Source organism: Clostridium sp. CM028 (genome assembly GCF_030585565.1).
In the GTDB taxonomy this organism is placed as follows: Bacteria; Bacillota; Clostridia; order Clostridiales; family Clostridiaceae; genus Clostridium_AD; species Clostridium_AD estertheticum_B.
Genome location: NZ_CP077766.1, coordinates 1529598 through 1542143 on the forward strand (window position 1 = coordinate 1529598; position 12546 = coordinate 1542143).

13 protein-coding genes are annotated in these 12546 nt (G+C 32.4%); 1 reads left to right on the forward strand and 12 read right to left on the reverse strand.

The window, feature by feature from the left end; genetic code table 11:
* From eutL to KTC94_RS07230, 9 genes are all read right to left on the reverse strand, one after another.
* Window positions 1–654 carry an ethanolamine utilization microcompartment protein EutL gene (eutL, locus tag KTC94_RS07190; RefSeq protein ID WP_165411575.1) on the reverse strand — a complete coding sequence of 218 codons (654 nt, stop codon included), beginning with the start codon at window positions 652–654 and terminating at the stop codon, window positions 1–3.
* A 30-nt stretch (window positions 655–684) separates the two neighbouring features.
* On the reverse strand, window positions 685–1563 hold the full coding sequence (eutC, locus tag KTC94_RS07195; protein WP_216303435.1) for an ethanolamine ammonia-lyase subunit EutC: 879 nt from the start codon (window positions 1561–1563) through the stop codon (window positions 685–687).
* A 17-nt stretch (window positions 1564–1580) separates the two neighbouring features.
* Complete coding sequence (locus tag KTC94_RS07200; RefSeq protein ID WP_216303434.1) at window positions 1581–2945, reverse strand: ethanolamine ammonia-lyase subunit EutB; 1365 nt, start codon at window positions 2943–2945, stop codon at window positions 1581–1583.
* 22 nt (window positions 2946–2967) lie between these two features.
* The gene (gene eutA, locus KTC94_RS07205; RefSeq protein ID WP_220319958.1) at window positions 2968–4401 is read right to left on the reverse strand and encodes an ethanolamine ammonia-lyase reactivating factor EutA; all 1434 of its coding nucleotides are present in this window, start codon (window positions 4399–4401) and stop codon (window positions 2968–2970) included.
* Window positions 4402–4543: 142 nt separating this feature from the next.
* The gene (locus KTC94_RS07210) at window positions 4544–5953 is read right to left on the reverse strand and encodes a sensor histidine kinase (RefSeq protein ID WP_216303432.1); all 1410 of its coding nucleotides are present in this window, start codon (window positions 5951–5953) and stop codon (window positions 4544–4546) included.
* Entirely contained in the window at window positions 5943–6518 is a 576-nt protein-coding gene (locus KTC94_RS07215; RefSeq protein WP_165411570.1) for an ANTAR domain-containing response regulator, read from the reverse strand. The genes KTC94_RS07210 and KTC94_RS07215 overlap by 11 nt, the downstream gene beginning before the upstream one ends.
* A 38-nt stretch (window positions 6519–6556) precedes the next feature.
* On the reverse strand, window positions 6557–6988 hold the full coding sequence (locus KTC94_RS07220) for a EutP/PduV family microcompartment system protein (RefSeq protein WP_216303431.1): 432 nt from the start codon (window positions 6986–6988) through the stop codon (window positions 6557–6559).
* Window positions 6989–6997: 9 nt separating this feature from the next.
* Complete coding sequence (eutS, locus tag KTC94_RS07225) at window positions 6998–7342, reverse strand: ethanolamine utilization microcompartment protein EutS (protein ID WP_165411568.1); 345 nt, start codon at window positions 7340–7342, stop codon at window positions 6998–7000.
* Between the two features lie 220 nt (window positions 7343–7562).
* Window positions 7563–8732, reverse strand: a complete 1170-nt coding sequence (locus tag KTC94_RS07230; protein ID WP_220319957.1) for a 1-propanol dehydrogenase PduQ — start codon at window positions 8730–8732, stop codon at window positions 7563–7565.
* 426 nt (window positions 8733–9158) lie between these two features.
* Between KTC94_RS07230 and KTC94_RS07235 the strand changes: the two genes are divergently transcribed.
* The gene (locus tag KTC94_RS07235) at window positions 9159–9443 is read left to right on the forward strand and encodes a DUF4491 family protein (RefSeq protein WP_216303429.1); all 285 of its coding nucleotides are present in this window, start codon (window positions 9159–9161) and stop codon (window positions 9441–9443) included.
* A 79-nt stretch (window positions 9444–9522) separates the two neighbouring features.
* Here KTC94_RS07235 and KTC94_RS07240 read toward each other — a convergent pair whose 3' ends face one another.
* Genes KTC94_RS07240 through KTC94_RS07250 form a run of 3 tightly spaced genes read right to left on the reverse strand, consistent with a single transcriptional unit; the run spans window position 9523 to window position 12204 of the window.
* Entirely contained in the window at window positions 9523–10317 is a 795-nt protein-coding gene (locus tag KTC94_RS07240) for an ABC transporter ATP-binding protein (protein ID WP_220319956.1), read from the reverse strand.
* The gene (locus KTC94_RS07245) at window positions 10301–11194 is read right to left on the reverse strand and encodes an ABC transporter permease (protein ID WP_220319955.1); all 894 of its coding nucleotides are present in this window, start codon (window positions 11192–11194) and stop codon (window positions 10301–10303) included. Before KTC94_RS07245 ends, KTC94_RS07240 begins: the two co-directional genes overlap by 17 nt.
* Window positions 11194–12204: an ABC transporter substrate-binding protein gene (locus tag KTC94_RS07250; protein WP_216303428.1), complete on the reverse strand. Its 1011-nt coding sequence runs from the start codon at window positions 12202–12204 to the stop codon at window positions 11194–11196. The genes KTC94_RS07245 and KTC94_RS07250 overlap by 1 nt, the downstream gene beginning before the upstream one ends.
* Window positions 12205–12546 lie beyond the last annotated feature (342 nt).

Here is a 12546-nt window from a genome sequence, read left to right on the forward strand (position 1 = left end):
TTAAAAATTTGTAGGATTTTCAGCTACAAATTGGACTGCTGCTGCAAAAGCATCACAAGCTGCTTGACAAGCTGATTGGCTACCTGTAAGCAATGCTCCACCAAAGTTAGTTTCTGATGGTGGTCCGTAAAAAGTTACTAATTTAACATCTGCTGCTTTTAAAGCAGCATCTAATGCATATACAGCTTCAAGTGGAGGAGCTATCAAATAAGCTATAGGCTCTCCCTCTTTAATATTCGCAGTTTTCGATAAAAAGCTGCCTGTTCTTGATACACAGTGAGCATAATATGGAACTGTATTATCATCATTAGCACTTGTAAAACTTGCTCCATTTTCTATGAAATCTAGAGCAGAATTAAGTCCACTTCTAACCTCTGCTGGACTTGGTCCAGCCATTATTCCTATAACTTCACCTGCTAGTTTTGTACTTGCATTTGCAGAACCTGCATACATTGATTTTGCATATACTATTTCTACCTCTGCTGATTTCGTAGCTTCATCTAAAGCTGTATAAGTAACATCATCTATATCTGCTGTTATAATTCCTAAACTCTTATGATGTGGAGCTAAATTAAAGGCTTCTACCAAATCTTGACTAACATTTGATATTATTTTTACACCTAATACCGTTGCACGAATAGCTTCATTTTTCATGTGTTTTGCCTCCTAATTATAATTTCTTTACTATAATTTTAAATCTACTCCACTTGCTTTCTTTTCTAGCATTAATTTTATTATGTCAGATATATGAGCACCTGCTTCTACTGGAGGAGTACCACCTTTATGTATATTAGATACAACTGTTCTTCTAGCTTCTGGCATATTTACAGTAGCTTTGTATGCTATATAAGCACTCATACTTTCTGCTGTAACAAGGCCTGGTCTTTCCCCTATAAGTACACAAGTAACATCTGCTTCTAAGGTTTCAGATACTACATCCATAACGCCAACTCTTCCATTTTTAACGAAGAATGGAGTTCCTACAGAAATTCTGTAACCCTCAAGGCCCTGCACCATAGCTGGAAGTACATCACGAATATTAGCTTCTATAGCTGCTGAGCTTAATCCATCTGATACATATATTTGTACCTGTGGTCTCATTTTGCAGTTAGTTTTTATAGCTTTTATACCCTCTTCAGTTATCTTTTTCCCAAGGTCTGGTCTTGTTATAAATTCATCTTTATTGATGCATTCTGTTTTAACAGAAAATAAATTCATTTCCTTTAAGAATTCCTCTGAAACATCTGAGAAAACTGAATCTTGAGCTGCCGCATGATCTGCTCTAACTCTTAAAGCTGTTTCAGTTTTATATCTAGGACCTGCTCTCCAAATTCCTAATCTCGCTGGAGTAGACTCCTTCATTTTTAAATATCCCTTAGCATCTGCTGGATTTGGAACTAAAAGTTGTTTTTTAATATCAACAGTTGTAATATCATCAATAAATCCATCTTCAACCTCTGTTTTAATAGAATTTTCAACTTTAGCTGTAACTTTCTTATCTTTACTTGTCATTTCAAGTAGTACCTGTTCAACCAATTTTTTTAAATCATTTTCTGATACCATTATTTTTCCTCCTCTCATTATTTAAGAAATACAGATGCATCTCCTGTTTTTTCAGTCAATTTACCATCTTTTGTGAATCCCATTTTTTCCATCCAAACTTCAAACTCTTTTATTGGTTTTAAGTGTAATAAATCTCTTAGTGTTGCTGTTTCATGGTATCCAGTAGACTGGTAGTTAAGCATTATATCATCACCATGAGGTAATCCCATAAAGAAGTTACATCCTGCCGCTGTAAGAAGTACGGATAAATTTTCTATATCATTTTGATCTGCCTTCATATGGTTTGTATAACAAGCATCAACACCCATTGGTACTCCAGTTAATTTACCCATGAAGTGATCCTCAAGACCTGCTCTTATAACTTCTTTACTATCATATAAATATTCGGGTCCTATAAATCCAACAACAGTATTTACTAGGAATGGGTTATATCTCTTAGCAAATCCATAACATCTTGCTTCCATAGTTACTTGGTCTACACCATTATGACTATCTGAAGATAATTCTGAACCCTGTCCTGTCTCAAAATACATTACATTAGGGCCAGATCCTGTGCCTTCTTTAAGTGCTAACTGCCTTGCTTCTTCTATCATATCTGCAGTTATTCCGAAAGCTTCATTTCCTTTTTGAGAACCTGCTATACTTTGGAAAATTAAATCCGCAGGAGCTCCACGTCTTATAGCTTCCATTTGTGTTGTTACATGAGCTAATACACAGTTTTGAGTTGGTATTTCCCATTTATTCTTAAAGTCTTCAAAGGTTTTAAGAACTCGCATTACACTTTCAACGGAATCATCAACTGGGTTTAAGCCTATAACCGCATCTCCAACACCATAAGTTAATCCTTCCATAAGAGAAGCTAAAATCCCCTGTGGATTATCTGTGGTATGGTTAGGTTGAAGTCTTGCAGATAAGGTTCCGTCTAGTCCTATTGTTGTATTACAATGTGCAGTAATTCTTATCTTTTTTGCTCCATAAATCAAATCTAAATTAGACATTAACTTAGCTACAGCAGCTACCATCTCACTAGTAAGTCCGCGACTTATCCTTTTAATATCTTCTCCAGTAGTATTTTCATTTAATATCCACTCTCTAAATTCAGATACTGTTAAGTCTTTAATTCCAGCGTATATCTTTTCATTGACATCATCTTGAATTATTCTTGTTACCTCATCTATTTCATAAGGTACTGCTGGACAATTCCTCAAATCCTCTAAAGTTAAATGACTTAAAACTACCTTAGCCGCCACTCTTTCTTCTGAAGATTCTGCTGCAATTCCTGCAAGCTTATCTCCTGACTTTTCTTCATTTGCCTTTGCCATAACTTCCATTATTGATTTAAAATCATACACTTTTCCAAATAACTTTGTTTTTAATTTCAAGATAATTCACCCCTCTTATTTTTTATGAATTAAATATTAGTGTTTTAATTATTACTGGTACAACCCTACCATTTGCTAGAGGTTTACCTATGTCTATGTAATCGCCATTTTCGACGTTTATAGTGTCAATACACACAACTTCTTTTTTGAAATTAAGCTGTCTATATAAAGTTTGTCCCAAGACTTTAGCTATATCATTTTCAACTACTAAAACAGTTGGAAAATCACCTTTCAAAATCTCTTCCATTCCCAAAAGCAAAGTCTCCGCTAGTTTTTGCACCTCTACAAAGCTAGGATTCAACTTTCCTTTTATGGCTATAGCCACGGGTTGAAGCTCATTCTCTAATGTAAACCACTTAAGTTTTTCCTTTATAACCTTAACCATGTTTTCATGACCTGAATTTTCTTCATCCTCTGAAAGTTTTAGTATTGGAAGGTTTTTAATAGGAAACTTATCCTCTGTATATGTTATTGTACTGCCGCTAATTTCTGTGGTGTGAGAACCAGCTCCTACCACCGTAGCCCTTATGGTCTCTATAGATTTTTTAACCACAATTTTAGTACATAACTTTGACTTACTAATAGCTTGACCAAGTAATATACCTATATCTCCATACTTAAACATTTCTTCATGTTCCAGATTGCAAACATAATCAGCAACTCCTCCAGAAAAGGTAATGTAATCTATTGCTATATCGCTTCTAATTCCCTTATTGGTAAGTATTCTTTCATAGAAGCTGCTCTTTTCTCTTATATTCACACTTTCCTCTAAAAGTTTAACCATTTCATCGACTATAATATTCAAAGCCTCAAAGGTTGGCTTCTGCCCCTCTTCTATAGAAACATGATTTAACTTAGCTAATTCCTTTATCTTCTCCGCAATATATAGAACTTTGCCCGAAGACTTATCAATTTTAATAAGTCTTCCACCTATATCTAAACATCCTGTATCTAAAAGTTTTCCTTCTTTGAAGACTGCTATATTAGTAGTTCCTCCACCAATATCCAAGTTAACTACAGTAGACTCTTCATCCTCAGAAATTTTATCTGCTCCTGCACCTTTTGCTGAGATTATTGATTCTAAATCAGGTCCTGCAGTAGCTACAACAAACTCTCCTGCAAGTCCACTTAATTTTTGCAAAACATCATTAGCATTTTGCTTTCTAGCAGTTTCACCTGTTATTATAACCGCCCCAGTTATAACATCTGAGGGCGCTATTCCTGCTGCAAGGTACTCTCTTTTTACTATTTCGCGAACCTTTTCACCATCTATCTCCTTTTGTGATTTAAGTGGTGTGAAGTATATTTCACTTCTATATATAATTTCCTTATCCACAATGGATATTCTAGGTATAGAGAAATTTGAGGCCAAATTTTCTATAATTATCTTGCTAAATACAAGCTGTGTTGTTGAAGTACCAATGTCTATACCAACACTTATAATTTTTTCTCTCATATTAATTCCTCTTTTCAAATGCCTTATGAATTTTCAGAAGCACAGTTTAAAGAACAAAAAAAGGCTTAAAGTCAATTTAAAAAATAACTTTAAGCCTCATCGCTTATCTTAAAAACACGCCCTTGTGTTTCCATTATCCATATTAATTTTTGAAATCAAATACAACTCTAGTTCCTTCTGAATCTGTTGCTATATTAATATCTCCATTTAGCTTATCCTTAACTATAGTCTTTACTATACTAAGTCCTAAACTATTTTTTCTAACCTTATTAATATCAAATCCCGTACCGTTGTCAACTATTACAACGGTAGAATATATTTCACTTTTTTCGATTACAATATCTATATTACCTGAAGGTTTATCTACAAAAGCATATTGCATAGAATTATGAAGTAATTCATTTACTACAAGAGCTATTGAAGTTGCTTTATCTGAACTTACTTTAAAATTACCTCCAATTAAATTCACTTTAATATTCTTATTAGTTGCATTAAAATATCTTATAGCGTTATCTTTAATATTAGAAATAACTTCTTGTATACTTACTTCATCCAGACCTTCTTGCGATAATATCTCATGGGTAGCTGCTATACTTAAAATTCTATTCATGCTTTCATTTAATGCATCTTTAGTCTGCTGGTTATCACTTCTTCTTGCTTGAAGTCTTAATAAACTTGCTATAGTCTGTAGATTATTTTTCACTCTATGGTGAATTTCTTTAATAGCTACAGATTTTAAAATTAATTCCTTCTCTTTTTCCTTCATCATTGTTATATCCCTAATCATAGTAACAAGTTTTAATTTTTTATCAGTTAATATTATTCTCTTAACTTTTAAAAACAGTTTTCCTAAATGCACTTCACATTCATTAGAATTAGGAAAATTCATTACCTCCGTAAAATTAATATCATCTAAGGCTAAATTATCATAATCCATGCCTAGTAGGCTGTCCTTGTAGCCAAGCTTTTTATATAGTAAATCAGCAATAGGATTTTTAAACCTAACTACCCCTTCTTCATCAAAGATAATAATAGCTTCATCTAAGTGATCAGCTATGTTATTTTCATTTTCTGTAGAAGATACTAAAGTATTAGCTAACTCCTCGTAACCTTGTTCTAGCATTTCCATATGTTTTTTTTTTTTTATTTTTTCTGTTATGTCCTTCTCTACTATTAGAACCCCTATAATTTTGCCGTTATTCTCTATAGGTGACACCGTTTGTCGTACATTTACATGCTCTTGAGTTACAGCCTTCAAGTCTTTGGTTGTTATTCCAAGATCTAATGTTCTAAGCACAGCAGGCTCATTATCTCTTAATGCTAGTTCTCCTACTACAGTATTTTGATACATCGAAGGTCTATTAATAGGTTTTGCCTCAGCTATTACTATAGCTTCATCAGCTTCTCTAGTTGGACAATCTATAAAAACATCTGCATTTAAAATGTCGGCAAAATATTTAATACAAGATGACATTTGCTGTATTTTTAAAATGTCATCTTCATCTAAATTAGTGTGCATTCTACATAGTTCATATATCTTTTTACTGTTCATAACTCATTATTATAGCCTCAGCTATATCTCCCATTGAACATCTTTTATTCATACTAAGTGTTCTAATCTGGTCATAAGCATCTTGCTCAGTAATTTTATCTCTTTGAATCAATAAGCCTTTAGCTTTTTCAATAATTTTTCTTTCTTCTAGCTTACTACAACCTTTTTCAATTTCTATTTTCATTTTTTTTATTTCTGCGCTCTTGGATATAGCTACCTCCAAAGTTGGAATAAGTGATTTTTCATCTATAGGCTTAACTATATATCCTATAGCCCCTACTTTAATAGCTTTTTCTACAAACTCTTTGCCACTATAAGCAGTTAGCAGAACTATCCCACTGGCCAAATTTTCATTTTGAATTATTTTAGCTGCATTTAATCCATCAAGAAGAGGCATCTTTATATCCATAAGCACTAAATCTGGTGAATGTTTTCTACACAATGATACTGCATCAAATCCATCTGAAGCTTCTCCTACAACATCGTATCCTGCCGCTTCTAGTATTTCTTTTAAATCCATTCTTGTAATAGGCTCATCATCGGCTATTACTATTTTTTTATTCATACTTCACCTCATAAAATAAAAATAGATTTTTAAAAAGTTTAATTCATAATATAATCCTTTAAATTTTCTAAACCAGATTTATCAAAAGCACTTATTCTAAAAATTCTTTCTACCCCTGCGCTTACTAGAACTTCTTCTGCTGCTTTTAACTTGTTTTCATCACAGCACAAATCAGTTTTTGTAATAATTCCAATAATAGGCTTTGCAAATATACTAGCAAAGCTTGGCGGGAAAATACTATCTTCCTGCGTACAATCCTGAATCATAGCGATTACATCACTATCTGCAGAAGTAACTATAAGAGCTCTATAATAAGATCTGTTTTCAATGTACTCACCAGGAGTATCTATAATTCCGTCGATAATTTCAACTGTCTGAGTTTTCTTATAATGTAAATCGTCTTCGTTTATTGCTTGAGTCAAAGTAGTTTTGCCACAATTTGTTTTTCCAATTAACATTAAGGTTTTCATATATCACCTCTAAGATCTGGTTATCTTACATTCAGAAAAATCGAGTACATTACTAAGAACCTTAATAACTTCAGTAAGTGCTGACTCTACACTGCCTACATCACCAACTATAACCACTGATCCACTAAATCTATCCACAAATCCAATAGATACATCTGCCGACTTTGTTGCCACGTCTGCTGCTATAATAGAGGCCTCGCTAGGTGTTATAGTAAGTATACCTAAGGCATCCTTATGATCTGCTGTAAGTCCTAGTTTTTTATATAGATCTTTGTTGGGGTTTGCAATTAAGTGGGCTAATGTAACTTGCTTGCCAGGAACATATTCTTGTATTACTCTTTGTTTCTCTTCCATAGTATCACCACTTCTTTGAATTTTTATAAAAAAATAGGCTCACTAAAAATATAATTATATTTTTAACAAGCCTCATTGCCTTCTTTAAAATGTACACGCCATTGTGTACCTATGCTTAAATATTATACTCTTTATTCTAATTTGTCAATATGAAAAATTAATATGGAAAACGTTTTTAATATTGTTAATTTTTCCGTGCTATTTATATCAATGTGACCTATTATTTTTTATCAAAAACCCTTTCAAATAAAGCTATTATTTCCTCTATATTAGGTACTCGTGGATTCGTTTCAGTACATCTATCCTCTATAGCTATTAGGGCCATTTGTGAAACTTCTTTTTTAAAATCATCTGCCTTTATCCCTGTTTCTTTTAGCGATGTAGGCATATTTAATTCATTTAAAAGCTTATTTATAGCTGCTATTAGGCTTTTTACCCCTTGTCTAACATTTGATGATGGCAATCCTAATATTTTGGATATTTCTGAATATCTTTTAGCGGCCTTTGTATAATCATTTGAATTAAAACCTTTTAAATCTGCATTGTATTCTATTACATATGGCAGTAATATAGCATTAGTTTTTCCATGAGACACATGAAATCTTCCACCAACAATATGTGCCATTCCATGATTTAACCCTAGTGATGCATTATTAAAAGCTATCCCTGCTATACAAGAAGCATTGTGCATTTTTTTTCTTGCATCTAAATTATTACCATTCTTATAAGCTCTCATTAAATTTTCAAAAACCAATTTTATAGATTTTTCTGCTAATGCATCTGTATAATCTGTTGCTTTAGTAGATACATAAGCTTCTATAGCATGGGTTAGTACATCCATCCCTGTATCTCCTGTAATAAAATTTGGCACAGTTGTAACAAGTTCTGCATCTAATATAGCTTCGTCAGGTAGTAGTTCATCTGATACTAAAGGATATTTTATATTCTTACTTTTATCTGTAATTACAGAAAAACTTGTAACCTCTGAACCTGTTCCACTAGTTGTAGGTATAGCTATAAATTTAATTTTTTTATTATTCTTCACGCCACAATCCATACGATCATGTATCTTAGAACTAAAAGAACATATTGCTTTTGCTGCATCTATAGCAGAACCTCCACCTAGAGCTATTACTACTTCTGGATTAAATTTCATCATAACCTCTATACCTTTTACCACAACTTCGATTGGTGGGTCTGGTACAATATCTGAAAATACCATATACTGAATGTCACCCTTCGAAACTTCATCAGTAATCTTGTTTATGGCACCTGATTTTACCATAAAAGGGTCTGTAACTATAAATGCCCTTTTACAATCAAGTTGACTTAATCTTTCTAATGAACCGTCTCCGAAATATATCTGCGTTTTAATGTTAAAACTTTCCATTAATATTCTCCTTTCAGAATTAAATCATCTCCTGCGGAGCTGAAACAGCTTCGCGGAAGCTGCATTGACGACTTCAGAAGGAGATTTATACACCCACTGAAGTTTTCTATTTGTTATGGTACGTAGTTCCCGCTTATAGACGTGGGAGTCTTTCCTTCTAAACTGTCGTTAAATAAAAAAGCGCCATAGGAATCAATTCCCACGGAGCCTCAATGCTCATTTAATACACTTCATTGTGCATAATTAAAAATATAAAATTATGTTATCACTTAAATTCTATATTTTTAATTATAATATGTCAAGGATTAATAATATTACATTTTTTGTTAGTAAAAACGGATTAGGTGAGGAAGATGTTTTTATATGATACTATATATACAACAACGATAGTGTTAACACTATTCAGAATGCTTAGGAGGTCTTATAATGAATTTTCATGGAATTTTTATTGGCATTGCTGCCTTTCTTATTATTGGAGTTTTTCATCCTATAGTAATTAAAGGAGAATACTATTTTGGTAAAAAAATATGGCCTGTATTTTTAATTTTAGGAATTGTTTTTGTGCTTGTCTCATTGTATATTAAAAATACTACACTATCAGCTATAGTAGGGGTAGCTGGTTTCTCATGCATTTGGAGTATTCATGAAATTATAGAGCAAGAAGAAAGAGTTAAAAAAGGATGGTTTCCAAAAAAAACAAATAGGAAATAACTAAAACTACCCTACAGGATAGACTTTTTAAAATTGTCTACTCTCTAGGGTACATTTTAGTTAGTTCCTTGCTAAAATTTTATGAAAAAGCCACTTCATCACTTATAAAGTCATTGGAATTTTTGTTGTTAAATCTGTCTAAAAGTTTGGGTATAGTCAAACTTTTCTTTTCTTCTCCGCTGATATCTAAAACTATTTCTCCACCATGAAGCATTATCAGCCTGTTTCCTATATCTATGGCATAATTTAAATTATGAGTTATCATAAGTGTAGTTATATTTTTTTCACTAACTGTATTTTTAGTTAATTTTATTATATTTTCAGAAGTCTTTGGATCTAAGGCTGCGGTATGCTCATCTAAAAGCAATAAATCAGGATTAGATATAGTTGATATAAGTAGTGACAAAGCTTGTCTTTGACCACCAGATAATAAACCAACCTTTTTATTTAAGTTATTTTCAAGGCCCAAAGAAAGTCTGGATAATGATTCCTTAAATAATTCTAAATTTTTATTGTTAATGCCAGGAGTTAATCCAAATTTACTCCCTTTATTATAAGCCATTGATAAATTTTCTAATATGGACATAGAAGGAGAAGTACCTAAAGTTGGATCTTGGAATACCCTTCCTATAAATTTTGTTCTTTTATGTTCTGGAAGCGATGATATATTTCTTCCATTTAAACAAATAGAACCCTTGTCAGGTAATATTGAACCAGATATTAAATTTAATAGAGATGATTTGCCGGCACCATTGCTACCTATTACAGTAATAAAATCTCCCTTGTTTAAATGAATGTTCAAATTATTAAATATAACTTTTTCATTTATTGTATCCTTGTTAAAAACCTTTTGAAGATTATTTATCTGAAGCAATTGGAACACCTCCTGACTTAAATTTCTTTAACATTTTAAAACTTAAATTAACCTTTCTCCCATTTAAGGACAAAGCAAATATAACAATTATACAAGTTATAAGTTTTAAATCTGTTGGAGGTAACCCTAAGTTTAAAGCAAGAGATATACTGCCTTTATATAATATTGAACCTAAAATTGCAGTAGTCGTTGGAAGCATCCATGAAGTTTTTTTGAAAATAGCTTCTCCTAATATAACAGACGCTAGACCCATAACTATAATTCCAGTTCCCATGCCTACATCAGAAAATCTTTGATATTGAGCCATCATAGAACCAGCAACTGCTACAAGACCATTTGAAAGCATAAGACCAAGTATTTTGATAGTCCCTATATCAATTCCTAAGGAAGTTACCATTTGAGAATTATCTCCTGTAGCTCTTAATATAAACCCTAGTTTTGTATTCAAAAACAAATCTAAAACTATCTTAGCTAAAATAGCAAATAAGGCAATTATGATTACTGGAGAAATATCATTAGAAAAAATAGTGCTTTGTGAAAATAATGGCACATTAGCTTTACCCATTATCCTAAGATTTATAGAATAAAGTCCTATCATAACTAAAATACCTGAAAGTAAATTTGTTATTTTAAGCTTCACATGAAGTATCCCAGTAATTCCTCCGGCCATTATGCCCGAAATAAAAGCTAAAATTAGTGATATAAAAGGATTTACACCTTTTACTAATGCGGCTGCTGTAACTGCAGCTCCTAATGCAAAAGTTCCATCTACAGATAAATCGGGAAAATCTAATATTCTATAAGTTATATAAACTCCTATAGCCATTATTGCAAAAATAAATCCTTGTTCTAGTATGTTTATGATAAGGCCATCCATTACTTAGCACCGCCCTTAACTATCACTGCTTTTGCCTTTAAATCACTTGGTATAGTAATTTTAAGTTTGCTTGCCGTATCTTCATTTATGGTAAGTGTTGATTCCTTTAAAGTTTGTATAGGCATATCATTTGGCTTTTTACCATTTATGATATCTACTGCCATAAGACCTGTCTCAAAACCAAGTTTATAGTAGTCTATACCTTCTGTAGCTAATGCACCAGCATCTACATGGGCTTTTTCAGCGCCTATTATAGGAATTCCTTTTTCAATGGATTTTAAGCTGATGAGAGGCATTGAAGATGCTACTAAGTTATCAGTTGTTGTATATAAAACATCAATTCTAGGAAGTAATGAAGCTAATGCTTGAGATATATCGTTAGAACTTGAAATCCCCACAGCTATTATTTCTAAATTCATCTTTGAACCTTGCTTTTTTGCCATTTCTACTTGAATTTCTGAATTTGCTTCACTAGTATTATATAATATACCTACCTTTTTACAGTTAGGTTTTAGTATTTTAATTAATTGAAATTGTTTATCCATAGGCAATTCATCACTAGTGCCTGTAACATTTGTATCGGGTTTGTTTAGAGATTTTACCAGACCTGATTTTACAGGATCAGTTACAGCAGTTATAAGTATAGGAATACTTTTAGTACTGTTATATGCTGCCTGTGCGCAAGGCGTTGCTATAGCATATATTAAATCCTTTTTAGTTGAAGTGAAATTGCTTGCAATAGTTTGAGCTGTTGGAATATCGCCTTGAGCATTTTGAAAGTCTATTTTTATTTTTTCACCATCTATAAACCCCTTAGAACTAAGAGCATCCATAAATCCTTTGTGAGCTTTGTCTAGTGCGGGATGTTCTACAAGTTGGATTATTCCAATACTTGTCACCTTACCAGAATTACCTTTACTTTTTGTTTTAGCAGTCGAACAACCTGCTAAAACTGAGGCACCTAAAAACAACGTGCCAATTACACATAATAATCTCTTTTTCGCTACCATACTACCATCCTCCTAAAATATTTAATTATAAAAATAAAAGCTACTGTTAAATCATCTCCTGCGGAGTCATCTCCTGCGGAGCTGCAATATTAATGACTTCAGAAGGAGCTTTATACTCCCACAATAATTTTTTCTTTGTTATAGTATAGAACTCCCACTTATAAAAGTTGGAGACTTTCCTTCTGAAATGTCATTAATTTTATAGTTAGCTTTATTTACGTCTTAATCCCTACCATTATTACACTACCATACTACCCTACTACGCTACCATACTACATGCTACAAAATACCTTAACTACATTATTATTCTATGTTAAATTTTTTATTAATCTTATAGCATTT

Bases quoted from the DNA above. Each gene is read 5' to 3' on its own strand.
- eutL (WP_165411575.1), bottom strand. From the start codon at position 654: ATGAAAAATGAAGCTATTCGTGCAACGGTATTAGGTGTAAAAATAATA.
- eutC (WP_216303435.1), bottom strand. From the start codon at position 1,563: ATGGTATCAGAAAATGATTTAAAAAAATTGGTTGAACAGGTACTACTT.
- eutA (WP_220319958.1), bottom strand. From the start codon at position 4,401: ATGAGAGAAAAAATTATAAGTGTTGGTATAGACATTGGTACTTCAACA.
- KTC94_RS07210 (WP_216303432.1), bottom strand. From the start codon at position 5,953: ATGAACAGTAAAAAGATATATGAACTATGTAGAATGCACACTAATTTA.
- KTC94_RS07215 (WP_165411570.1), bottom strand. From the start codon at position 6,518: ATGAATAAAAAAATAGTAATAGCCGATGATGAGCCTATTACAAGAATG.
- KTC94_RS07220 (WP_216303431.1), bottom strand. From the start codon at position 6,988: ATGAAAACCTTAATGTTAATTGGAAAAACAAATTGTGGCAAAACTACT.
- eutS (WP_165411568.1), bottom strand. From the start codon at position 7,342: ATGGAAGAGAAACAAAGAGTAATACAAGAATATGTTCCTGGCAAGCAA.
- KTC94_RS07230 (WP_220319957.1), bottom strand. From the start codon at position 8,732: ATGGAAAGTTTTAACATTAAAACGCAGATATATTTCGGAGACGGTTCA.
- KTC94_RS07235 (WP_216303429.1), top strand. From the start codon at position 9,159: ATGAATTTTCATGGAATTTTTATTGGCATTGCTGCCTTTCTTATTATT.
- KTC94_RS07245 (WP_220319955.1), bottom strand. From the start codon at position 11,194: ATGGATGGCCTTATCATAAACATACTAGAACAAGGATTTATTTTTGCA.
- KTC94_RS07250 (WP_216303428.1), bottom strand. From the start codon at position 12,204: ATGGTAGCGAAAAAGAGATTATTATGTGTAATTGGCACGTTGTTTTTA.